This is a genomic window from Candidatus Methylomirabilota bacterium (assembly GCA_036002485.1).
Lineage (GTDB): Bacteria > Methylomirabilota > Methylomirabilia > Rokubacteriales > CSP1-6 > AR37.
The window spans coordinates 17,974-40,349 of sequence record DASYTI010000051.1; the positions used below are offsets into that span (position 1 = coordinate 17,974).

At 68.5% G+C, this 22,376-nt stretch carries 24 protein-coding genes; 3 read left to right on the forward strand and 21 right to left on the reverse strand.

Annotation, left to right across the window (positions count from 1 at the left end):
- Position 1 precedes the first annotated feature (1 nt).
- From VGT00_05620 to VGT00_05655, 8 genes are all read right to left on the reverse strand, one after another.
- Entirely contained in the window at positions 2-973 is a 972-nt protein-coding gene (locus VGT00_05620) for a hypothetical protein (GenBank protein ID HEV8530873.1), read from the reverse strand.
- A 7-nt stretch (positions 974-980) separates the two neighbouring features.
- Entirely contained in the window at positions 981-1,736 is a 756-nt protein-coding gene (locus tag VGT00_05625) for a DUF455 family protein (protein HEV8530874.1), read from the reverse strand.
- A 97-nt stretch (positions 1,737-1,833) separates the two neighbouring features.
- The gene (gene dinB / locus VGT00_05630; GenBank protein ID HEV8530875.1) at positions 1,834-3,036 is read right to left on the reverse strand and encodes a DNA polymerase IV; all 1,203 of its coding nucleotides are present in this window, start codon (positions 3,034-3,036) and stop codon (positions 1,834-1,836) included.
- Between the two features lie 7 nt (positions 3,037-3,043).
- Positions 3,044-3,613 carry an HDIG domain-containing protein gene (locus VGT00_05635; GenBank protein HEV8530876.1) on the reverse strand — a complete coding sequence of 190 codons (570 nt, stop codon included), beginning with the start codon at positions 3,611-3,613 and terminating at the stop codon, positions 3,044-3,046.
- Between the two features lie 43 nt (positions 3,614-3,656).
- On the reverse strand, positions 3,657-3,842 hold the full coding sequence (locus VGT00_05640) for a helix-turn-helix domain-containing protein (protein HEV8530877.1): 186 nt from the start codon (positions 3,840-3,842) through the stop codon (positions 3,657-3,659).
- Positions 3,839-4,498: a serine O-acetyltransferase gene (cysE, locus tag VGT00_05645; protein HEV8530878.1), complete on the reverse strand. Its 660-nt coding sequence runs from the start codon at positions 4,496-4,498 to the stop codon at positions 3,839-3,841. The genes VGT00_05640 and cysE overlap by 4 nt, the downstream gene beginning before the upstream one ends.
- An 11-nt stretch (positions 4,499-4,509) precedes the next feature.
- Positions 4,510-4,887: an iron-sulfur cluster assembly scaffold protein gene (locus VGT00_05650; protein ID HEV8530879.1), complete on the reverse strand. Its 378-nt coding sequence runs from the start codon at positions 4,885-4,887 to the stop codon at positions 4,510-4,512.
- Positions 4,888-5,003: 116 nt separating this feature from the next.
- Entirely contained in the window at positions 5,004-6,167 is a 1,164-nt protein-coding gene (locus VGT00_05655; GenBank protein HEV8530880.1) for a cysteine desulfurase family protein, read from the reverse strand.
- 38 nt (positions 6,168-6,205) lie between these two features.
- Between VGT00_05655 and VGT00_05660 the strand changes: the two genes are divergently transcribed.
- Genes VGT00_05660 through VGT00_05670 form a run of 3 tightly spaced genes read left to right on the forward strand, consistent with a single transcriptional unit; the run spans position 6,206 to position 7,105 of the window.
- A complete protein-coding gene (locus VGT00_05660) occupies positions 6,206-6,523 on the forward strand; it encodes a DsrE family protein (GenBank protein HEV8530881.1) in 318 nt (105 codons plus the stop codon).
- A 1-nt stretch (position 6,524) separates the two neighbouring features.
- The gene (locus VGT00_05665; GenBank protein HEV8530882.1) at positions 6,525-6,881 is read left to right on the forward strand and encodes a hypothetical protein; all 357 of its coding nucleotides are present in this window, start codon (positions 6,525-6,527) and stop codon (positions 6,879-6,881) included.
- Positions 6,881-7,105 (forward strand): hypothetical protein, encoded by a 225-nt coding sequence (locus VGT00_05670; protein HEV8530883.1) that lies wholly within the window; start codon positions 6,881-6,883, stop codon positions 7,103-7,105. Before VGT00_05665 ends, VGT00_05670 begins: the two co-directional genes overlap by 1 nt.
- Before the next feature lie 31 nt (positions 7,106-7,136).
- On the opposite strand, the gene iscX is transcribed toward VGT00_05670, so the two are convergent.
- The 13 genes from iscX to VGT00_05735 all read right to left on the reverse strand — a co-directional run bounded on the left by iscX (position 7,137) and on the right by VGT00_05735 (position 22,363).
- On the reverse strand, positions 7,137-7,337 hold the full coding sequence (iscX, locus tag VGT00_05675) for a Fe-S cluster assembly protein IscX (protein ID HEV8530884.1): 201 nt from the start codon (positions 7,335-7,337) through the stop codon (positions 7,137-7,139).
- Positions 7,338-7,356: 19 nt separating this feature from the next.
- A complete protein-coding gene (locus VGT00_05680; GenBank protein HEV8530885.1) occupies positions 7,357-7,680 on the reverse strand; it encodes a 2Fe-2S iron-sulfur cluster-binding protein in 324 nt (107 codons plus the stop codon).
- Positions 7,680-9,509 carry a Fe-S protein assembly chaperone HscA gene (hscA, locus tag VGT00_05685; protein ID HEV8530886.1) on the reverse strand — a complete coding sequence of 610 codons (1,830 nt, stop codon included), beginning with the start codon at positions 9,507-9,509 and terminating at the stop codon, positions 7,680-7,682. The genes VGT00_05680 and hscA overlap by 1 nt, the downstream gene beginning before the upstream one ends.
- Complete coding sequence (hscB, locus tag VGT00_05690) at positions 9,487-10,083, reverse strand: Fe-S protein assembly co-chaperone HscB (protein HEV8530887.1); 597 nt, start codon at positions 10,081-10,083, stop codon at positions 9,487-9,489. The genes hscA and hscB overlap by 23 nt, the downstream gene beginning before the upstream one ends.
- Positions 10,084-10,178: 95 nt before the next feature.
- A complete protein-coding gene (locus VGT00_05695) occupies positions 10,179-10,505 on the reverse strand; it encodes an iron-sulfur cluster assembly accessory protein (GenBank protein HEV8530888.1) in 327 nt (108 codons plus the stop codon).
- Positions 10,506-10,520: 15 nt separating this feature from the next.
- Positions 10,521-10,943 (reverse strand): Fe-S cluster assembly scaffold IscU, encoded by a 423-nt coding sequence (gene iscU, locus VGT00_05700; protein ID HEV8530889.1) that lies wholly within the window; start codon positions 10,941-10,943, stop codon positions 10,521-10,523.
- A 35-nt stretch (positions 10,944-10,978) separates the two neighbouring features.
- Positions 10,979-12,205, reverse strand: coding sequence for an IscS subfamily cysteine desulfurase (locus tag VGT00_05705; protein ID HEV8530890.1), 1,227 nt, complete (start codon positions 12,203-12,205; stop codon positions 10,979-10,981).
- 10 nt (positions 12,206-12,215) lie between these two features.
- Complete coding sequence (locus VGT00_05710) at positions 12,216-12,692, reverse strand: Rrf2 family transcriptional regulator (GenBank protein ID HEV8530891.1); 477 nt, start codon at positions 12,690-12,692, stop codon at positions 12,216-12,218.
- A 144-nt stretch (positions 12,693-12,836) separates the two neighbouring features.
- Positions 12,837-13,823, reverse strand: coding sequence for a hypothetical protein (locus tag VGT00_05715; protein ID HEV8530892.1), 987 nt, complete (start codon positions 13,821-13,823; stop codon positions 12,837-12,839).
- A gap of 386 nt (positions 13,824-14,209) precedes the next feature.
- Entirely contained in the window at positions 14,210-15,631 is a 1,422-nt protein-coding gene (locus VGT00_05720; GenBank protein HEV8530893.1) for a tetratricopeptide repeat protein, read from the reverse strand.
- A complete protein-coding gene (locus tag VGT00_05725) occupies positions 15,615-20,009 on the reverse strand; it encodes a VWA domain-containing protein (protein ID HEV8530894.1) in 4,395 nt (1,464 codons plus the stop codon). The genes VGT00_05720 and VGT00_05725 overlap by 17 nt, the downstream gene beginning before the upstream one ends.
- Positions 20,006-20,899, reverse strand: a complete 894-nt coding sequence (locus VGT00_05730) for a DUF58 domain-containing protein (protein ID HEV8530895.1) — start codon at positions 20,897-20,899, stop codon at positions 20,006-20,008. Before VGT00_05730 ends, VGT00_05725 begins: the two co-directional genes overlap by 4 nt.
- Positions 20,900-20,902: 3 nt before the next feature.
- The gene (locus VGT00_05735) at positions 20,903-22,363 is read right to left on the reverse strand and encodes a hypothetical protein (protein ID HEV8530896.1); all 1,461 of its coding nucleotides are present in this window, start codon (positions 22,361-22,363) and stop codon (positions 20,903-20,905) included.
- Positions 22,364-22,376: the final 13 nt, after the last annotated feature.

Consider the following 22,376-nt stretch of genomic DNA (forward strand, 5'->3'; position numbering starts at 1 on the left):
CTCAGGCGGGCTGGACTTGCTCGATCTTCACGACGTCGACGGCCCCGACCCGCCAGCCGCCCGCTTCCTGCTCCCAGCGGGCATTGAGGGTGACCACACTTTCAGGGCCCTCCAGCCGGTACTTCACGATCCGATGCCGACCGAGCTTGACGAAAGCCACCGTGCGATGGCTCGCGAAGCGGCCGACCTTGAGGGCCGCCATCACCGTCGCGTGTACCGGCGTGGCGAGAAAGCCGCCGAGGGCGGTCGCATCCGCGCTGATAAGAGCATCGCCAAGGGAGCGGATGGCGGTCTCGAGGTCTTCTGGAATGGGCCAGCGCGTCTGGGCCCGCTCGAGCCGGATGAATTCCCGCGCGTCGTCAGAGACCGGCGCGGACGGGCTGGCCGGCAGGCCGACGGCCGGGGGCACCCCCTGCCCGGTCACCCCGCCCGCGGCTTCGAGCAGACCCTGGAGCCTGGTCTGCCAGGCCGCCGCCCGGGCCTCCCGCTCGGACGACGTGACGAGATGGCGAATGATGGTCTCTCCGGCCACGATGTGCCGGCGCTCGTCCTCGATACAGCGGGCGAGGATGCGGCAGGTCGGCGGCTCGTAGACGGGGTTCGCCTTGGCCAAATGCTGCTCGTAGACGCTCAGGAGGTGGGGCTTGAGCACGCGATAGACGCCGGCCAGACGCTCGATGGTCTGGCCCGGCGCTTCAGGCGCCTCCACGGCGTCCATGAGGGCGACGAAAGCCGGGGTGGCCGGCTCGGACTCCTGGGCATGCGCGCGCAGCTCGGGCAACCGCTTCCCCCAGGCATCGGCGTGCTGGGCATTGTCCCAGACGTGGCGGCCGAGGAGGAGCTTGGCGGAGAGCTCGGGGGTAAGGGCGATCCACCCCGCCATGATGCGCATCATCCGCTCCGCGACGTAGCGATAGTTGCGGCAGAGGCGGGCGGAGTCGTCCGCCGAGAATTGCCCTTCGAGGAGTTCCACGGTCTGGCTAGTAGACCTGCGAGCGCTGGGTCGACTTGATCAGCCGCTCGATCTCTTCGTCCGTGAAGCCCGCGAGCTTGCGGGCCTCGGTGGCGATGGAGATGGGCACCACCTCGTGGTCCCCGAGCTGACGGGCCCCGCCCAGGTTGAACCGCTCGTCGATCGTCTCCTGGAACTCGATGGCCTTGCGGCGCCGCTCCGGATCGCCCTCGGTGAGCTTGGTCAGCCACTTCGAGCCCATGCGTACATGGGTGATCTCGTCGGCGAGGACGAAGTCCACCGCGCGCTCCAGAATGGGATCGCCGATCTTCTTGCCGATATAGACGAGCTGGTTGAACACGTCGCAGGCCAGGCCCTCGAGACCGCGGTTGACGCCGGCCACGCGGGCCGCGGCGTCTTCCGCGCAGGCGCAGCGCCACAATATGGTCGTCTCGGGGAACTCGCCGATATAGCCGTCAAGGTGCTCGAGCAGGCGGATGTAGATCTCGACGTGGCGGGACTCGTCCCAGACCTGGCGCGCCATGTCCATGCTGAACTCCCACGGCGCGTCGGGGAAATCGTAGACGGTGCGGCCGGCGCCCTCCATGGCCTGCATCTCGCCCACCAGGATGCCGTGGGCCCGCTCCTTGATCGAGTCGCGGCTCGAGAGCTCGGGAAACGGGGGCAGGCCCTGGCTGATCTTGCTCTCCGCGACTTCCCGCGCCCGCATGCGAACCATGCGGTCCTCGCGGGCTAGCTTGTCGAACGCGATCTGACGCTCCATCGCTCTCCCCTGGGTGACCTCATCCCGCTGACTGAACGACTGTTCAGTGAGTCTAGCCGATGCGGAACCTGAAGGCAATCTAGAGCCACGCATCTTCTCACTCGGAGGGCTCGGCCTGCCGGGGCTTCCGCCGTCTCGGGACGAGACTGGCGGGACGGACGGCTTCCTCGCCGAAGCGCGCGGCCAGGTTATCCACGGCGCGGGCGAGGCGCTCCGTGCGCGCCACGTTGGGCTCCAGAAGAGAGAGCTGTCCGCGGCCCGCGGATCCCAGCATCGAGACGGAGACGCCGATGAGCCGGACGGCCTGCGCCAGGCGCACACGGGAGAAGAGCGTCTCGACCCGGCGGTAGATGGCGAGGCCATCCTGGGTCGCGTCACCCGTCTGCGCGCGCGTGATGGTCGAGAAGTCGGCGAAGCGGAGCTTGAGGGTCACCGTCCGCCCGGCATAGCCGCCGGCTCTGAGCTCGCGGGCCACGCGCTCGCTCTGGCCCCGCAGCGTCGCGCGAAGGTGCTCGACGTCGCGCGTATCCCGCTCGAAGGTCTCCTCGGCGCCCATGGACTTGGGCGGCGCGGCGGGCTCCACGGGCCGATCGTCGAGGCCTCGCGCCAGCTGAAGGAGATCGGGCCCGTGCCGGCCGAAGCGCGCGGCCAGGTGGGGGGCGGGCGTCTGAGCGAGCTGGCCGATGGTGAGGATGCCCAAGGCGTGAAGCTCGGCTCCCGCGACCTTCCCCACTCCCCAGAGCCTGCCCACGGGCAGCGGTGACAGGAACTCCGCCTCCGTGCCCGGGGCCACCACCACGAGCCCATCGGGCTTCTCAAGCTCCGAGGCGACCTTGGCCACGAACTTGTTGGAGGCGACTCCGACGGAGGCCGTGAGCCTCACTCGCGAGGCGATCTTCGACTTGATCTGTCGCCCGATGGCCGCGCCGTCACCCCAGAGGGCGCCGCTCGCACTCACGTCCAGGAAGGCCTCGTCGATCGAGAGCGGCTCGACGAGCGGAGTGAACTCGGCAAGGATGTCCATGATCTCCGTGGACACGCGGGCATACTTGTCCATGTCCACGGGGAGGTAGGCGCCCTCGGGACACAGCCGGTAGGCCCGGCTGATCGGCATGGCCGAGTGCACGCCGAAGCGCCGGGCCTCGTACGAGGCCGCGGAGACCACGCCGCGCCCACGCGGGTCCGCGCCGACGATGACGGGGAGGCCGCGAAGCTCGGGCCGATCACGCTGCTCCACGGACGCATAGAAGGCGTCCATGTCCACGTGCACGATGGTGCGGGGGTCGGCCCGGTGGCCCACGGCCCGACTACGAAGGACCGCCCGCGAGGCCGATGCGGGGGGCCACCGCGGTCAAGGCGGAGATGACGAAGGCGATGTGCTCGTCGAGGTCGACGCCCAGCTCCTCCGCGCCGCGATAGACGTCCTGCCGATTGACCGTGCGCGCGAAGCCCTTGTCCTTGAGCTTCTTCCTGACCGAGCCCGGCTCGAGGCCGGCAATGACCCTCCCCGGGCGGACGAGAGCGCAGGCCGTGATGAAGCCCGAGAGCTCGTCACACGCGTAGAGGCCCCGCTCGAGGAGCGAGAGGCGGGGGTAGCCGGAGTAGTCGGCATGGGCCAGGATGGCGCGCACGATCTCGGGAGCCGCCCCTCTCGCGAGCAGGATCTCGGCGCCCTTCATGGGATGCTGGGGAGCCGCCGGATGCATCTCGTAGTCGAAATCGTGGAGCATGCCCGCCACGCCCCAGGCCTCCACGTCCTCGGCATAACGGGTGGCATACGCGCGCATGGCCGCCTCGACGGCCAAGGCATGCTTGCGGAGATTGTCCGACGGGGTGAACTCGGTGAGGAGCAACCACGCGGCGGCGCGATCCAGCATACCCGCGTGCGTGTCCGACACTCGGCCCGGCGCGGCCCGCGCCTTACGGCGACCCGGCCGCCCCGCTCCGGGCGCGCCACTTGTCCACCGACTTCTTCGAGAACAGCCACTGCCCGTCTTGCTCGAGGGCCGGGATGCGCCGCTCCACGGCCAGGCGCTCGAGGGTGGCGGCATCCATGGACAGATAGGTCGAGGCTTCGGCCACCGTCATCGTGTCTTTGGGAATCACGTGCGCGAGGTCTCCTTGAGTGCCTGCCTGAGCGACTCGATCTCGGCCTCGAGGGCGTGGATGCGCTCCACCATCTGCTCGAGGGTGCGGGCCAATGGGTCCGGCAGGTCGCTCTGATTCAGGTCGATGCCGGATCGGGCCCCGTCCCGGAATGTTACGCGTCCCGGCACCCCGACCACAACCGAGTTCTCGGGCACCTCCCGCACCACGACGGAGCCGGCTCCGATCCGGCTTCCCTTGCCGATGCGGAACCCGCCGATGATCTTGGCGCCCGCGCCCACCACCACGTTGTCGCCGAGGGTGGGGTGGCGCTTCTCGCGCTTGGTGCTCGTGCCCCCCAGCGTCACCCCCTGCAGGATCGACACGTTCTCTCCCACCTCCGCCGTCTCGCCGATGACCACCCCCATGCCGTGGTCGATGAAGAGCCCGGGCCCGAGGACGGCCGCGGGGTGAACCTCCACCCCGGTCAAGAAGCGACTGACGTGGGAGAGGAAGCGCGCCGGCGTGTGCCACCCGGCCTTCCAGAGGGGATGCGCGAGGCGGTGGAACCAGATGGCATGCACGCCGGGACAGCAGAGCACGACCTCCAGCGGCGACCGCGCCGCGGGATCGCGCTCCAGCACCGTCCGGACGTCACGCCGCATCTGCTCGAACATGGAAAGCCTCCCTATCTCCGGCCGTTCCGGGCCAGGGCATCGCGTGCCGCCGCGCGCAGGGCCCCCGCCACCACCAGGGCGGCGTGGCGCCGCTCGGGCGGCAGTCCTCCCACGGCGGCCTCGATCCGCGCCGGCGGCACCGTGGCGAGATCTTCAAGGGTGAAACCCGCGGCTATTTCGGTGCCGGCGCTACACGCGGCGAGCGTCGGCCCGCATCCATAAGCCTGGAACCGCGCTTCTTCCACCCGGCCGTCGCGCACCCGCAGGTAGAAGCGCGCCAGGTCCATGCATTCCGTGAACTCCTCCTCGCCCACCCCGTCGGGCTCCCGCATGACGCCCGCGTTCCGCGGGTTGCGGAAGTGATCGATGAGGGTCGGACTGTATTGCACTAGCCGATCGAAGGGGGCCTCGACGGCCCCCTCCGAGCCTCCCCCAGCATGGGGTTGCGCCGGCGAAGCCGGCGCTCGAAAGAACGAAGTTGCGAACCCACGTCTTGGACAGCCTCCTAGGGGCGGCCGGCCCCGACGGGCGACTGGGTGCGGAGCTTGGCCACGAGGGGGACGACGGACTCGATCACGTAGTCGATGTCCTCGGCCGAGGTGGCGTGGCCCAGCGACGAGCGCACCGAGCCCATGGCCCAGTCGAGCGGGATGCCCATGGCCACGAGCACGTAGGAGGGCTCGACATTGCCCGAGGTGCAGGCGGAGCCCGCGGAGACGCCGATCCCCTTGAGGTCGAGGCCGAGCACGATGGACTCCGACTCGACATTGCGGAAGCACAGATTGCACGTGCCCGGCAACCGCTCGGTGGGATGTCCGTTCAGGCGCACCTCTTCCACGCGCCCCCGCACGCCGTCCCACAAGCGGTCGCGGAGCGCGGTCAGGCGCACCGCCTCCTCCGCCATCTCGCGGGCGCGGATCTCCACGGCCTTGCCGAGGCCGACGATGCCCGCGACGTTCTCGGTGCCCGCGCGGCGCCGGCGCTCGTGCTCGCCCCCGTGCTGGATGGAGGCCATCTTGGTGCCTTTCCGGATGTAGAGCCCCGCCACTCCCTTGGGTCCATAGATCTTATGTCCCGAGAAGGACAGCAGGTCGATCCCGAAGGCATCCACGTCGATGGGCACCTTGCCGAAGATCTGGACGCCGTCCACGTGCAGGGGCACCCCTGCCTCACGGGTGATGCGTCCGATCTCGCGGATGGGCTGGAGAGTACCGACCTCCGAGTTCGCGCCCATGAGGGACACCACGATGGTGTCCGGCCGCAGCGCCGCGCGGACATCAGCGGGGCTGACCATGCCGTGGCCATCCACGGGCAGATAGGTGGCGGTGAATCCGTCCTGCTCGAGGGCCTGCACCGTGCGCAGGACCGCATGATGCTCGATCTGCGAAGTGATGATGTGGCCCGACCGCCGCGCGGCGGCCACGCCCTTGATGCCCAGGTTGTCGGACTCCGTGCCGCCCGAGGTGATGACGATCTCGTCCTTCGACACCTTGAGGAAGGCGGCGATCTGCTCGCGGCCCGCCTCCATGCCGTCGCGGGCCTCGCGGCCGAAGCCGTGGACGCTCGAGGGATTGCCGAAGCGCTCGCTGAAATAGGGCAGCATGGCCTGGAGCACCTCGGGATGCACCGGCGTGGATGCGTTGTGATCGAGATAGACTCGGCGATTCATTGACGCTCCTCTCTCTGGGTGCTACGCTCGGCCCCGCGATGAACCTGGCGAAGCGCAAGCTTGGACTCATGGTCTCCACGGCGCCCGAGCATCCGAATCTCGACACCGCCCTGGGGCTCGGCCGCGCCGCCCTCGACCGCGGCGCCGAGGTGTACCTCTACCTCATCGACGACGGCGTGGTCGGCGTGGAGGACGCTCGCGTGCAGGACCTGGCCGAGCGCGGCGCCAAGCTGTTCGTCTGCGCGTACGGCTGCCAGAAGCGCCGGCGGCCGCTTTCCGACAAAGCCACCAACTGCGGTCTGGTGGTCCTCGCCGACATCGTCAACGCGACCGATCGCTTTCTCGCCTTCAACTAGCGTGGCGGCCCGCCACCCCGTTCTCGTCCTGATCTCGGAGGATCCGCGCGTCTCCCACCGCGCGAACGAGGCCATGCGCATCGCCCTCGGCCTGGTGGCGGGCGAGACCCCGGTGGACATCGTGCTCACGGGCCCCGCCGTCCATCTGCTCGACGAAGACACGGATGACCTCGTGGACGGCGATGACATCGCCAAGTTCCGCGCCTCGCTGAAAAAGCTCGGCATCCCCTTCCTCGTGGAAGCGGGGGCGGCGCCCGCTGATCCGTCCTGGAACGCCCACGGACACCCCGTGGCGCCCATCACGACCGAAGGCATCGCCGCGCTCGTGCCCAAGGCCGAGCGCTTTCTTGTCTTCTGATGCCCCGCTTCCTTCATCTCATCAAGCGGGACTCCCTGCCCCTGGCCCCCGCCCTCGTGGCGCGGCAGCTTCAGGAGCCCGGCGCGGAGGTCACCGTGGTGCTCCTCGACGGCGCCGCTCCCGCCCTGCCCGCGGGGGTGGCCGTCAAGCGTCTGGGCGCCGACCTCGATCACGATGCGCTCCTGGATCTGATCTTCGCGAGCGATCACGTGGTCACCTGGTAGCTCGCGCGGCGGCGAGAGGCCGACGTGGGCATCATCTGTCCTGGTACTCTTCGTGCCACTTCATCTGAATCTTCTCGAGGACGCCCTCGTTGGAGGCCTTGGGGTCATCGCGGAATCCCGCAAGGGCCACCACCCACTTGTGCAGGTCGGTGAAGCGCACGGTGAGCGGGTCCACGTCGGGGTGCTCGTCCATGAGGGCGAGCGCGATGTCCTCGGCATCCTTCCAGGTCATGGCCATCTCCGAATCTCCATCATTTGGGAATCTCGACCACGACGTCGCCGCGCACCACGGCCTGGCAGCCGAGGCGGGAGTGCAGGGTCAGCCCCTCGGCGGTGTCGAGACGGTCCTCCTCGTCCAGCTCCATCGTCGAGAGGTTCTCCTCGCCTTCCCGCACCACGACGTGACAGGTCGTGCAGGCGCAGCTGCCCCCGCAGTTGTGCTCGAGCTTGATGTTGTTGGCGAGCGCGATATCCAGGAGCGAGCCCGGCTTCCCGTGGTCGGCCAGCGGATACTTGCTCTCGTCGACCTCCACCGTCACGTTGAGGGGCAGGAAGGTGACCTTGTGGGTTGCCATCACGGCCCCTTCAAGATCTGGTCGGCCCGCCGGGACGTCACGGCCTCCTTGAGGGCCGCCTCCAGCATGATCTGCGCCAGGGGCTCGGTGGCCCGGTTCAGTGCGGTGGTGCGCTCCCGGATCGCGTCGCGGTCCGTGCCCGCCTCCACGGCGCGAAGCACGTCGATGGCCTCGCTGATCCGCCGCCGCTCCTCGGCGCCCACGAGGTGGCCGCCCTGGGCGAGGGCCCGCCGCACATGGTTCATGACCGTCTCGGCTTCCGTCCTCGTCTCGATGAGCAGCCGCGCATTGACGTCAGCCTCCGCGTGGGTAAAGGAGTCTTCCACCATCTGGGCGACCTCGGCCTCGCTGAGCCCGTAGGTCGGCTTGACCTCGATGGCGGCCGCCTTGCCCGTGCGCTGCTCCCGGGCTTGAACCTGCAGCATGCCGTTCGCGTCGATGAGGAAGGTGACCTCGATCTTGGGCATGCCCGCGGGCATGGGATCGATGCCGGAGAGGTCGAAGCGCGCCAGGGAGCGGTTGTCCTTGGCGAGCTCCCGCTCCCCCTGCAGCACGTGCATGTCGACGGCCGTCTGTCCATCCACCGAGGTCGTGAAGTACTCCTTGGCCATGGTGGGGATCGTGGTGTTGCGCGAGATCAGCACGCTCACGATGCCGCCCAGCGTCTCGATGCCCAGGGAGAGGGGCGTGACGTCGAGGAGGAGCATGTCCGTGATGCCGCCCGCCAGGATCTGTGCCTGGATGGCAGCGCCCAGGGCCACCACCTCGTCGGGATTGAGCTGGCTGTGCGGTGTCTTGCCGAAGAGCTCTTCCACGCGGCGGCGCACCAGCGGTACCCGCGTCGAGCCGCCCACGAGCACGATCTCGCTCACCTGGTCGGGCGTGAGCCCCGCGTCCTTGAGGGCCAGGCGGCACGGACCGAGCGTCTGGTCCACGAGCGGCGCGATCAAGCGCTCGAGCTCCCCGCGCGTGATCTCGCGCCGGTACGTGAAGCGCTCGAACGGGATGGTGAGGGTGGTCCGCTCGTCGGCGGACAGGCGGCACTTGGCCGCCTCCGCCCCCAGACGGAGCTCCTGCACGGCCTCGGGATCGCTCGAGAGGTCCTCGCCGTGGGCCGCCTTGATGTCCGCGAGCAGCCAGTCGACCACGGCGCGGTCGAAGTCATCGCCGCCGAGATGCGTATTGCCATTGGTGGCCAGGACCTCGAACACCCCGTCCTTGACGCGCAGGATGGAGATGTCGAAGGTGCCGCCGCCCAGATCGTAGACCGCGATCAAGCCCTGGGCGAGCTTTTGCAGGCCATAGGCGAGCGAGGCCGCGGTGGGCTCATTGACGATGCGAAGCGCCTCCAGCCCCGCGATGCGCGAGGCGTCCTTGGTCGCCTGGCGCTGGGCATCGTTGAAGTACGCGGGCACGGTGATCACCGCCCGGTCCACCGGCTCGCCGAAATGCGCCTCGGCCTGCTGCTTCAGCGTGCGGAGGATCTGGGCCGAGACTTCGGGCGGCGTCACCTCGCGGTCGCCCACGCGGATGCGCACCATCTCGTCGCTCGCCACGATCTGGAAGGGCACGTGGCGCATCTCGTCCCGGACATCGTCCCCGCCACGGCCCATGAAGCGCTTGATCGAGTAGATGGTCCGCCCGGGATTGCGGGCGAGCTGCCGCCGCGCGGCCTCGCCGATCACGATCCCGGCCGGCGTGTAGGCGACCACGGAGGGCAGAAGCCGGCGCCCCTCCGCGTCCGGGATGACCCGCGGGACCCCGGCCGCGTCCACGTAGGCGACCAGGCTATTGGTGGTGCCGAGGTCAATGCCGACGATGCGCGACATGCGTCTCTACGTCCTCTCCCAAGGCCTGGCTCAAGTCGTCGATCACCGTGCGCAGGTAGGCCCGCGCGGCCAGGCGCTGCTTGAACCGATCGAGGAGGGGCGCGCGCTCAGCCAGGCGCTCCACGGCGTCGTCCCACTCCGCCGCCCCGTCGATCACCGCCGTCTCCTCCGCCCGCCGGCGAGCCTCGAGGCGCTCCCGTTCCGCCCTCAGGCGGGCGGACGTCTCTGCCGTCAGCCTTGCGGACTTGGCTTCCTCGAGCGCCTCCTGCACCTCGAGCATCTCCTCGAGGAGGTCCGTGGGCGGCCTGGGCTTGGCCGAGGTCTCCTCGCGGATCTCCCGTCCTTCTTCGAGGGCGATCAGGTACTCCACGCGGGAGATCGGATCGCGGAGTGTCCGGTAGGCGCGGTTGACCAGGGCCGAGGCCTCGAGCGCGGTGGCCTGCGCCTCGGCGCCCGCCGTCTGATGAAAGTCCGGGTGGTGGCGCCGCGAGAGGTCATAGAAGCGCCGCTGGAGCTCTTGGAGATCCAGCGAGAGCTTGCGCGGCAGTCCGAACACCTCGAAGTAATCGGTCACGTCACGACGTCTCCATAAAATACGAACGGGCCCGCCGGGGCCCGTTCTGGTTCGCTCCGCTCGGTCCGTGCCCCGGCTATGCCACGGTCCCGGCCTTATGCCGAAAACGAGGTTCCACAGCCACAGCTCGATTTGGCCTGGGGGTTGATGAAGGTGAACCCCCCCTGCAGCCCTTCCGTGACGTAGTCGAGGGTGACGCCGTTCAGATAGAGGTAGCTCTTCGCGTCGCAGACCATCTGGACGCCGTCGACGTCGAACTTCTTGTCGTGGGGGCCGAGCTCGGAGTCGAATTCCAGCGAATACGACAGCCCCGAGCAGCCCCCGCCCTTGACCCCCAGGCGCAGGAAGACCCCGTGGAGGTTCTGGTCCTCCAGGAGCTTCTTGACCTGATTGCTCGCCTTCTCCGTCAGTGCCAGCGCCATCAGTCCCTGTCCTCCTTACTCTTTCGATGCCGCGCCCGGGCCCTCGGCTTCCGCCTTGCTCCACTTCTCCTTGTAGTCGTGGAGCGCCGCCTTGATGGCGTCCTCCGCGAGCACGGAGCAGTGGATCTTCACCGGGGGCAGCTTGAGCTCGTTGACGATATCGGTGTTCTTGATCTTGGCGGCATCGTCCACCGTGCGTCCCTTGAGCCACTCCGTGGCCAGGCTCGACGAGGCGATGGCGGAGCCGCAGCCGAAGGTCTTGAACTTCGCGTCCTCGATGACTCCCGTCTCGAGGTTGACCCTGATCTGGAGCTTCATGACGTCGCCGCACTCCGGCGCCCCCACCAGCCCCGTGCCCACGCCCGGCGTGTCCTTCGTAAAGGACCCGACATTGCGCGGGTTGTTGTAATGGTCCACTACCTTGTCGCTATAGGCCATGTCGCACCATGCCTTCTGGCACCTGGACGGCGCCGCTATTCACCCTTCCACTGGATGGTCTTGAGATCCACGCCTTCCTTGGCGAGCTCGTAGAGCGGGGACATCTCGCGGAGGCGCTGCACGACCTCTACCGAGCGCCGGCCCACGAAGTCCACCTCTTCCTCGGTCGAGAAGCGGTGAAGCCCGAACCGGATCGAGGAGTGGGCCAGCTCGGAGTCGACGCCGAGGGCCGCGATGACATAAGAGGGCTCGAGGGTCGACGACGTGCACGCCGAGCCCGATGACAGCGCGGACTCCTTGTTGAGCCCCATGAGCACCGACTCGCCTTCGACATAGGCGAAGGAGATGTTCAGGTTGTGAGGCAGCCGCTGGGTCGGGTGGCCGTTGACATAGGCCTCGTCCACTTTCGAGAGGATGAGATCCTGCAGCCGGTCGCGCAACGCCCCCAGCCGCTTGCCTTCCTCGTCCATGACCTCGCGGCAGATCTCCGCGGCCTGGCCGAACCCGACGGCCAGGGGTACCGGCACCGTACCGGAGCGCATGCCGCGCTCGTGCCCGCCCCCGTCCATCATGGCCGCCACCCGCACCCGGGGACCCTTGCGGCGCACGTAGAGGCAGCCCACGCCCTTCGGCCCGTACATCAGGTGGGCGGTGGCCGAGAGGAGGTCGATGCCCATTGCTTCCACGTTCACAGGCACCTTGCCCGCGGCCTGGGTCGCGTCGGTGTGGAAGATGATGCCGCGCTCCTTGGCCAGCTTGCCGATCTCGGCGATGGGCTGGATGGTCCCGATCTCGTTGTTCGCGAACATCACGGAGATCAGGATGGTCTTCTCGGTGATGGCCGCCTTGAGGGCCTCCACGTCCACCAGGCCTTCCCGTCCCACGGGCAGATACGTCACCTCGAAGCCCTGGCGCTCCAGGCGCTTGCAGACGTCGAGGCTGGCCCGCTGCTCGATGGTCGTGGTGAGGATGTGATTGCCCTTCTCGCGATACATCTCCGCCACGCCCTTGAGGGCGAGGTTGATGGACTCCGTCCCCCCGGAGGTGAAGACGACTTCCTTCGGATCGCGCGCGCCGATGAGGGTGGCGATCTGCTCTCGCGCCTTGTCCACCCCGGCTTCCGCCTCCCACCCGAAGGGATGGTTACGGCTGGCCGGGTGGCCGAACTTCTCCGTGAAGTAGGGCAGCATGGCCTCGAGCACCCGCGGATCCATCGGGGTCGTGGACTGGCTGTCCATGAAGATGGGAAGCTTGAGCGGCATCGTCTCTCTCCTACCTCGTGGAGACCAGCTCGTCCACTGGCACTCCGACTGGCACTCCTACTGGCACTGCTACCGGCCCCACGGGGTCCGCGGCAAGCTCGGCGAGCGTCATGGTGTCGAGCAGTCGGCTGATGCTGGTCTGGATTTTCTGAACCGGCCGACGCAGATTGCAGCGCGAATACTGCGGACAATCGTCTCCGTCGGTCATGCAGCTCACGATCTTGATCGGACCCTCGAGGGCCCGCACCACCTGCCCCACGGTGATCGCGTCGGGGCGGCGCGTGAGCTCATAGCCGCCCTTCGGGCCGTTATGGGCCGTGATGAGCCGGCTCTTGGCCAGCCGCTGCAGGATCTTGGCGAGGAGCTCCGCGGGAATGTGGAACTCTTCGGCGATGCGCTTGGTGTTCACGGCTCCCTCATCGCCGTGGGCGGCGATGTAGTGCATGGCCATCAGCCCATAGTCTGCTCGCTTCGTGAACCTCAGCATTCTGGCTCTACCCTCTCGGTCATCTCGAGTCTATATCCGACCAAACTCATCTCCGACCTTTATAGTCGGAGTCTGCCACCTGTCTTGGCCCCTGTCAAGCCCTAAACGTTGATTATTCAGGTCGATTAGAGGCCCTGGAGAGGGTCAGGTCCAGGCTTCGCGAAGGCGCCTGGCTGCCTCTTCCGGGGCGATCTCGTTGACATGGATCCCGCCGATCCGGGTCAGTCGCTCCGGGGTCGGGGTGATCTCGAGATGCCAGTGGTAGTCCTCTGCGAGGCTGGACCACTCATTGGGAAGAAGCTTGGCCGCCTCGTTGGGCGCCGTGTACAGCACCATCTCGAAGGAGGGGTCGCCCTGGGTGCCCGCCAGCATGCCGAAATAACCGCGGAGCAGGCGGGCGAGGTCGGCCGCCGTATCGGGCGTCAGGTCCCGGTCGTACGCGCAGGCGTGGTGGCGCGGGAGAACCCAGGCCTCGTACGGTGAGCGCGCCGCATAGGGGACCATGAGGACGAAGTGAGGCGTCAGCCGGATCAGTCGCTCCTCGTCGGCCACCTCCTGCCGGATGATGTCGCAGAAGACGCAGCGGCGCTTGTATTCGAAGTACTCGCGACAGTGGATGAGCTGGCGCCGCACGTCGTCGAAGATGACGGGCACGGCGATGACGCGAGAGTAAGGGTGGCTGATGCGCGAGCCGGGCTTGCGGTAGCGTCGCGAGATCAGGATGTCGCGAATGGCGGGATCCTTCTTCAGATCGCGCAGCCGGTCGCGGTACATCCACAGGACCTGCTCCCACTGCGCCTCGTCCATGGCCGCCGGCGTCAGATCGTGCTCCGGGCTTTCGATGATGAGCTCGGTCGCCCCGCGCGGCGGGACCCTGTCGTAGAGACCCACGCCCTCGCGCCCGACGTTACGCTCGACGCTGAAGTATGGGTCGATCTCGGGGACGACCCGCACGCTCCAGCCCGGTCCATCGGGCGAGGAGCCGTCCTTGCGATAGGCGACGATCTCCGGCGGTGTGCGGGACTCGTGGCCGGGACAGAAGGGGCACTCGTCGTTCGCAGGGATCGCCGCGCCCGCGGGCCGCACCAGCACCCATTGGCCCCGGGTGGGGTCTTTCCGAAGATCAGTCATGCTCAAGCCCACGATAGGGAAGCGGGCGGCACAAGTCAAGATTCGATGAGGTCCGGGCAAGGCGGAAGAGAGTTTCTTTCGTCTCAGGGCGTGGCGTTCGACGACGTGAACGTGAGGGCGGACACGGAGGCGCGCACCCTCAAGTCCCTGCTCGGCATCTTGCAGGCTGCTCAAAAGGGTCCAGATGCGAGGCGGCGCCCCGCACTTCGAGTTGAGCGGCGGCCATCGGCCGACGCGAGACGAGGGCTGAGTCAATCCGCAGATGAGGCGTAGCTCTCATTCAGCCCTCGCCTCGTGGCTGCGCCTCTCAGCTCGAACTGCCACGTACGTTGACCCTGCGGCCGAGGGCGCCGCACTCCCGCAGATGGGCCCTTTTCAGCAGCCTGCTACTTTTCTTTCTCGAACTGGTTCTTCAGCTTGCGCAGGTGGAGCTTGGCCACATCCACCCAATCCTTCTCGGTGGGCAGCGGCCCCGCCAGCTGGATGTAACGTTCCCAGAGCGTGATGGCCTCGCGCGGATCCGTACGCTCGAAGACCAGGGCCAGGTTGTAGAGCGCACCCGTGTTCTTGGGATCCAACTCCACCACCTTCTTGTACTCGGCGATGGCCTCGGGATAGAGACCCTTGTCCTCGTACACCTCGGCCAGCCCCATTCTGGCCTCGGTATTGAGCGGGTCGAGGTCGACGGCTTTCTTGTAGGCTTGCACCGACTCGTAGTAGAGACCCTTCTCCGCGTAGTAGATCTTGCCGAGGCTCGCGTGCACCTGGGCGGAGAGCGGATTGTGGACGAGCGCCTTCTGGTAGGCGCTGATGGCGCCGTTGACGTCGCCCTTGGCGGCCTTGGCATCACCGAGCCCCACGTGGGCCTCGGCATAGAAGGGCCGGAGGTCTATGGCCTTCGCATAGGCTTCCTCGGCCTGGTCGAAGAGGCGGCGCGGCGCCGTGAGAAAGAGGTCCCCCAGGGACTTGTAGGGCTCGGGGAAGGTCGAGTCGAGCTGCGTCGAGGCGCGGAACTGTGCCGCCGCCTTCCACCGATTGCCGAGGGCCTGATGGACGGAGCCGAGCGCGTACTGGGCGAGGACGAACTGCGCGTCGGCTTCGATGGCGCGAGAGAGGTGCTCCACCGCCGCCTCATTGGCCTCCTGCGTGCCGCGAACGGCCGCGGCGCGACCGCGCACGTAGGACTCCCAGGCCTTGAGGGAGCCCGTGGGGGCGGCCCACTTCTGCATGCGCGCGGCCTCGGCATCGGAGAGCGGGATCTTGAGCGACCGCGCATAGGCCACGGGCAGCTGGCGCAGCTTCTCGAGCAGCGCACCGTCCGGCACGGCGATCGGATCGAGGGTTCCCCGCTCCACCCGCTCGCCGCGAACCTCGACCCAGCGGGCCTGGATCGTCGCGTCCCCCGCCGCCGCGCGGCGTATCTCGCCAAAGAAGGCGACATCGGCCCGGAGCACTCGGGCGGCGGCCACAGTCGCCTGCTCGTCCCAGGCATCGGGCTGCGTCAAGGACTGGAGCCGTGACCGCTCGATCAGGATGATGCCGGGGATCTGGCGGAAGCTGCTCATGATCGACTGGGCGGCCGCCTCGCCCATCCACTGCTCTTCGCGCGGAAGGTCCGGAGTGGCGAAGGGCAGGATGAGCACGCTGCGGACCTTGGTGGCGGCGGCGGCCGGCGTCTGTGCCGACGCGGGCATCGCCCCCCAGACAAGGAGCCAGGCGGTGCAGACGGCGAGCCAGGCAATGCGGGTGATGATTGCGCGGCGTTTCGAGATGCTGCTATCGGATACGCGGCTACCGATTCGTGTCACGTCCGGGCCCTCCCTGGGTGAGGCGCAGGGCGCGGAGCCACGCCCCCATGCGACCGAGAGCGCCGGGGCCGATGCGCCGCAGCGCGATCTCGGGGATCAGCAGGACGGCCGACAGTCCGACCAGCCACGGCCAGAGGTCGATCCACAGCCGAGACTTGCGCCGATTCTGCAAAAAGACATCGCGCGGCTGGGCGACGGCACCGCCGCCCGTCACTTCCGAGATCTCCCGCAGGAATGCCTCGTCCACGCCCAAGTCCCGGAACTCCTGCGCATAGGGTACCACCAGGCCCGCCAGCTGCGAGCCCACCATCTGGTCGCCCCGCCGCTGCGACATGCCGACCAGGTAGACCCCCTCCTGGGCCGCCGGGAAGCGACCCCGATAGCGGCCTGGCGCGATCTGCTCGAGCTCGACCACGGAGCGGTACTTGTCCGGAGCGACCACGCCGACCTGTGAATCGAGGAAGTTGACGAACTCGCCCTTCGCATCGATGGCGTCGACCACGACCTCGCCCGCCTCGTCCACCCGCGAGACGCTCGCCACCGTATCGCTTCTCGAGCCCGTCCGAAGCGTCCACCGGGTGATCTGGGCCCAGAACTTGTTGAAGCCGCCCCACCGCAGCCACAGCACCGCCCACTTGCCCTTGGCATCCGAGGTGAACGCGGCGGCCCGGCCGAGCCCGTAGCGCCAGGTGGCGAGCAGCGGGTCTTCCTGATGCGTCATCAGGACCATCTCGCCATTGCCCTTGAGGGTGGTGGCGACATAGCCACCGAGCGGCGGCGCCTCCTTCCAGTCGATGTCCTGGATGGCCTCGTGACCCGGCTGGGCGACGGCGGGCTTGAACGGCTGCTCCACCAGCGAGGCCTTGGAGGCGAGCTGCGTCTCGAGGGTGAAGATGCGCGGGACGGTCGCGCCCTCGTCCGTGTAGTAGAAGCGCCCGCGCCCCCACTTGGCGATGTCGACCATGAGCTGGATGTCGGCGTCCTTGCCGATGGCCACGGTGGACACCGTGATCTTGTCCTTGGCCATGCGCCGGATCAGGCCGGCGAAGTCACCGCGGGTCATCTGGCCGTCGGACAGGAAGATGACGTGCTTGAGAAGGGCGGGCCGGTCGAACAGAACCTGGTAGGCCTCCTTGAGGGCGGGGTAGCCGTCGGTGCCCCCGCCGGCCTTGATGGTGGCGATGGCGTGATGGATGGCCTGCTTGTCACGCGCGGGCCGCATGGCCGAGTCCCAGACGAACTCCGTGTCCCAGCTCATGACCCCGACCTCGTTGCGCTCGTCGAGCAGGTCAACGACCAGGTGGGAGGCTTCTTTCGCGATGTCGAGCTTGGTCGCCTTGTCGTCGGTAGTCATGGCCATGGAGCCCGACCGGTCGATGGACAGCACCACGGCCAGGCTCGGGATTTCGATCTTCTGCTTGACCTCCATGGTGACGGGCAGAGCTTCCTCGATGGGCGTCCGGTAATAGCCGCCCAGGCCGAAGCTCTCCTCGCCGCCCACCATGATGAGCCCGCCCCCCTGCTCGCGGACGTAGTCGCGGATGTTCTCCATCTGCTTCTTGGTCATCTTGAGCGACGACACATTGGACAGGATGACGCCGTCGTACTTCTGGAGACCTTGGGCCTCCTTGGGGACACGCTCCGCCTCCACGAGATCCACGTCCACGTGCTGGGCGCGCAGGGCGGCCGTGAGCGCCTGGGCCTGGCTGCGGTCCTTCTCCACGAGTAGCACCTGGGGGCGGCCCCGCACCACCACCGTGCCAATGGCCCGATTGTTTTCTTCGATGACGTCGCCCTCCACGTCGATGGCGGCCTGGAAGACGTGGATGCCGCTCTGCTCGAGCGACTGTCGATAGGAGAAGACGTTCTTGCCCGCGTTGAGCTTGACGACCTGGGACCCGAGGAACTCACCGTTCCGGAAGAGGGAGAGCCGTCCCTGGGTCTCGGCCTGGCTCCACGCGACCACCTTGGCCTTGAAGGGCTCGCCGAACTTCACCTCCTGAGGCAGGAGCATGGACTCGACCACGACCTCCTGCTTGAAGGTCAGGGGCGCCGGGACATACCAGATGTCGGCCCCGGCATCCTTGGCCGCCTGCGCGACGGCGAGCGCATTGCCCACGTTCTGCCGCCCGTCGGAGAGCAGCACGAATCGGTTGGCGTGGCCGGGGGGCGCCGTGGCCAGGGCCAGCTGGAGCGCCTGCGCGAGATTGGTCCCTCGTCCGCCCACCGTGGCCTGGGGGCGATCGATCTTGTTGCCCGGCTTGAGCGCCTGATCGACCACCGCCTCCTCACCGAAGACGATGACCCCCGACTGGTCGCCGGGCCGCGCGGCGCCGGCCGACTGGGCGGCGAAGCGGAATGCGCTCTCGCGCGCGGCCAGGCTCACGCTGTCGGAGACGTCCAGGAGATAGATGACGTTGAGACGGTCGACGCCGCGCGGAAGGACGGGCTTGAGCAAGGCCGCCGCGAGCAGGACGAGGAGCACGCACCGCAGTCCGAGGGCCCAGCGGTCGCCGTCGTTGAAGGGCAGCCCGTACCGCCCCGCCGTCTGTCGCCGCCAGTAGAGCACGCCCTCGATGGTCAGGAGGACGAGGGCAAGGAGGGCCAGGAACTGCCAGAGCTCGCGCTGCACCGGCACCGGCGCCGTGTCCGCGCGCGCGCCCTCCACGAAGGCGGGAAGCGGCTTGGGCGCCAGCTCCGACTCGTCGGGACTGAAGAGATTGACGGCGACCTTGGTCTCCCCGCGCGGCGTGGACACCGTGTAGACGCCGACCTCGTCCGTCTCCGTATAGCTGATGGCCCCGCGGGTCACCTGGGCGCGAACGCTCCGGCCCCCCGGCGTCGTCACCGTGGCCGTGTTCACGCCGTGCTCGACGGGGAGCAGAATGGGCTGACCGGTCTGAAGCGACAGGCTCGACTGGTCCAGGCCCGCCGGGTGCAGCCAGCGGAGCGACTTGGACATCATGAGCGGGAAGGCCACGCGAAGGGGCAGGTCGGACTGGAAGAGGTCGAAGCCGAAGAAGACGGCCTTCCGGTTCGGCTCCTCCAGGAGGTAGACGAGGGGACCTCCGACGGCCTCGACGAGGATCTTTCCCGCCGCCATTGGCCGCACGCGCATGGCGTCCTGGATGGCGATCTTGGCGAAGTCGACCTGCCGCATGATCGGATGCTTCCGGTCCCAGTCCATGACCACCGGCGTCTCGATGCGGCCCAGCACCTCGATGGGCACGTCGGGCGGCGCCGTGTTGACGAGGATGAATCGGCCGGGGCCGAGCTTGGGCGGGCTGACCCCGTCGAGCACCACCACGTCGAAGGTCTCCATGCCGCCCTGGTAGGCGTCCGGCTTGCGCACCTCGAGCTTAACTTGAGGGTCGGTCGACAGCTCCTTCTCGAGGAAGAGGTTACCGGGGCTGACGAGCAGGACATTGATGGCGCGGACGGGCGGGATGACGGCGTAGGCGACGTCGTCGGATGCGAGGTCGTCGGAGACGTTGAGGCGCGCGCGCACCACGCCGCCGCCCTCGTGCGAGAAGGGCATCACCACCGCCCGCCGCACCTGCGGCTCCAGGGTCAGCGTCTTCTGGGCCACGATGTCGGTGTTGAGGGTCAGGGTGAAGCTGAACGTCTCGGGCTGATCCGAGAAGTTGACGACGGACAGGAACGCCTGCGAGTCGTAGGCGCCGATGTAGTTGCGCCGCACGGCCAGGTTGGTGATGGCGACGTTGCGGCCGCGCTGGCCCACGCCCACCCAGCGCACACGCACGTCGTCGGCCTGGCCGCGCAGGGCCGCCGGGTGCGCGCCGTCCGTGAAGACGTGGATCTCCGCGCGGGGGTCCTGCCCGACGAGGGCGCGGGCGGTTCGCACGGCCTCTCCGAGTCGATTCGGCAGGTCACGCGGCTGGGCGCCGCGGATGGCCGCCAGGGTCAGCTGGCGGTCTCGGCTGAAGGGAGCGAGCACCCGCGGCTGCACGGCGCCCTCGATGACCATGACCTCGGCGCCCGCGCCGAGCCGGCCGACGAGGTCCAGCGCCTCGCGCTGGGCGCGGCCGAAGCGCGAGGGGTTGACGTCGGTGGCCTTCATGGAGGCCGAGGTGTCGAGGACGACGACGATGCGCTTGGCCCCGTAGCCCATGACGGTTGCTGCCGGACGGGCCAGGGCCAAGGCCAAGGCGAGCAGGGCCAGCAACTGCAAGATGAGCAGCGGGTCGCGCTGGAGACGCTGGAAGAAGGTCGAGGCCTCCCGGTCGCGGAGCGAGGGCTTCCAGAGCATGAGGCTCGGCACCGTGGCCTGCCGGCGCCGCACCTTCAGGAAGTAGAGGAGAAGCAGGGGGACCGACAGGGCGGCCAGGAGCAACGCGAGAGGTTGGAGCAGGCTCATGCGAGCAGGAGTCCCTTGAGCTCGCGGAGCACGAGCTCCTCTACGGGGGTGTCGGTGGCCACGCGGTGATAGCTGATCTCGTTGGCGCGGCAGAAGCTCTCGGCGCTCTCCAGAAACTCGCTCAGGCGCTCGCGGTATCCGCGCATGGCCTCACCGTCCATGGTGAAGTCCTGCATCTCGCCCGTCTCGGCGTCCGTGAGCCGGAGGTCCCCGGCCAGGACAGGATTCATCTCCTCGGGCGAGAGCAGGTGAATCACGTGGACATCGAAGCGGCGCTCCAGCAGCGCCTTGAGGCCGCGCTCGTATCCCGCAGGGTCGAGGAGGTCGGAGATCAGCACGGCCAGGCCTGCCTCGCGCGAGCGGAGCGCGTAGGCCACCAGCGCCTCGGACAGCCCCGTGGGGCCCTCCCCGCGCAGGCGCGCGGCGAACTCCAGCAGCGAGAGCAATTGCCCGCGCCCGCGCGCCGGGCTCCAGCCCTCGGCCATGCGGTCACGGATGACGGCCACGCCCACCCGCTCGTGGCTGGCCAGGCCGACGAAGCCCAGGGCCGCGGCCAGCCGCGCCGCGTAGCGGAGCTTGCCGGGATCGCCGAAGCTCATCGACGCGGAGCCGTCGAGGAGGAGGTGCAAGCGCAGGTCCTCCTCGTCCACGAAGAGCTTGAGATAGAGACGGTCGAGCCGGCCGTAGATATTCCAGTCGACGTAGCGCAGGTCGTCGCCCACCCCGTAGGGCCGGTAATCGGAAAACTCGACGCTCATCCCCTTGCGGGGGCTCTTGCGCTCGCCGCGGGTGCGACCCCGGAAGGCCCGCCGGGACAGGAGGGCGAGCCGCTCGAGCTGCAGGAGGAACTCGGGCGAGAGCAGGTCCTGTCCGCGGGTCGCGGTGGGCACGAGCTATCTCTCGTCCAACGCCTTGAAGTACTCCTTCACTTGCCCGTGGTAGTCGCGGGGGACCTGCTCGCGGGCGATGTCCTCTTCCATCTGCTTGCGGTACTGGCCGAGCACCCCGAGGTATTGCAGCCGCGAGGGCACCTTGCCACCGCGTCCAACCATATTGGTGTCGACACCCTCCTTTCGTCCGGCGCGCGATTCGCCCTCGACCCCGACGTCGTAGGGGTTGGTGCGGAGGCGCTGCGTGGGATCACCCTTGGGGCTGCCGCTCCTGCCCTTGCCCGGCAGAGAGCCTTCGCCCTCCGGGAAGTCGCCGTCGTCGCCCGGCCCCCCACCCTGGCGGCCATCGCCGCGCCTACCACCGCGCCGCTCATCGTCGCGACCGCCGCGCAGGCCCTTGCCGTCGCGTCCCTTCTCCTCCATGGCGCGGAGCTTGTTGAGGGCGCGCTCCATGGCTTCCATGGCCCGGTCGGTCTGGCCCTGCTCGAGTGCCTCCATGCCTTCGCCGAGATCGCCCTGGTAGCTCGGATCGCCCTTGCGGCCGAGCCGCTCCATCTCCTTCATGAGCTCACGCAGCTTGTCGGGCGAGAACTGCTCGCCGCGCAGGCCCCCGCGCAGGGCCTTGGCCTTCTGGAAGACCATGCGCTGCTGACTCTGCGTGAAGTCACGCTGGAGATCGGGCAAGCGGTCGAGCTGGTCCAGCATCCGGATGCGGTCGTCACCCTTTTTCAGGAATGCGTTGAAGTCCGGGGCCTGGCTCGAGATCGACGTGTCCTTGAAGATCGCGGAGAGGTCGCCCGGCTGGGAGGACGTGCCGGTGCCGCCGCGGGGGCCGAAGGTCTTCTCTTGCATGTCGGCGCGCCGGACATCCTCGCGCTTCGGCCCTCGCGGCTGATCCTGGCTCTCCAGCGCGCCGCTCCGATCCGACGGCTTCGTCTCGTCCTCCTGGCGAGTGGGCGACAAGGTGGGCAGGGCGCCCTGGGGCAGCGGAATGGCCGGAGCCAGGGCGAGAGCCAGGCCCAGGGCCAACGGCACGGGCACGAGCTTGGCTTCCCGCGGAATGCGGCGAGGGATGACGCGACGGCCGGCGAGGGCCTGGACACGAGAGACGGCATCGGCCACCTGCGCGGCCACGAGCGGCGTGCGGTCCGGCCGGTCCGCCCACTCGAGTGCGGTGGCGATGCGGTCCTGGAGGCCATAGCCGCGGTCGGCGAGACGCGCGGCCTCGGCATCGGGCAGTCGCATGAGGAAACCCGTGACGGCGCCGGCCAGGGCACCGGCGGCGAGGCAGGCGCCCGCCCACGCAAATCCGGCCAAGCCCAGAGAGTCCCGCAGCACAAGCGGCACCAGGGCCGCGAGCGCACCCATGAACAGGCCGCGGAGCCCGTAGAACTCCGCCCGCCGTAACCGGACTTCCCGGCCGACGCCCGCCACTGCGCGCTCAAGTATCGTGAGATCGGGCATGCGCCCTCCTCGA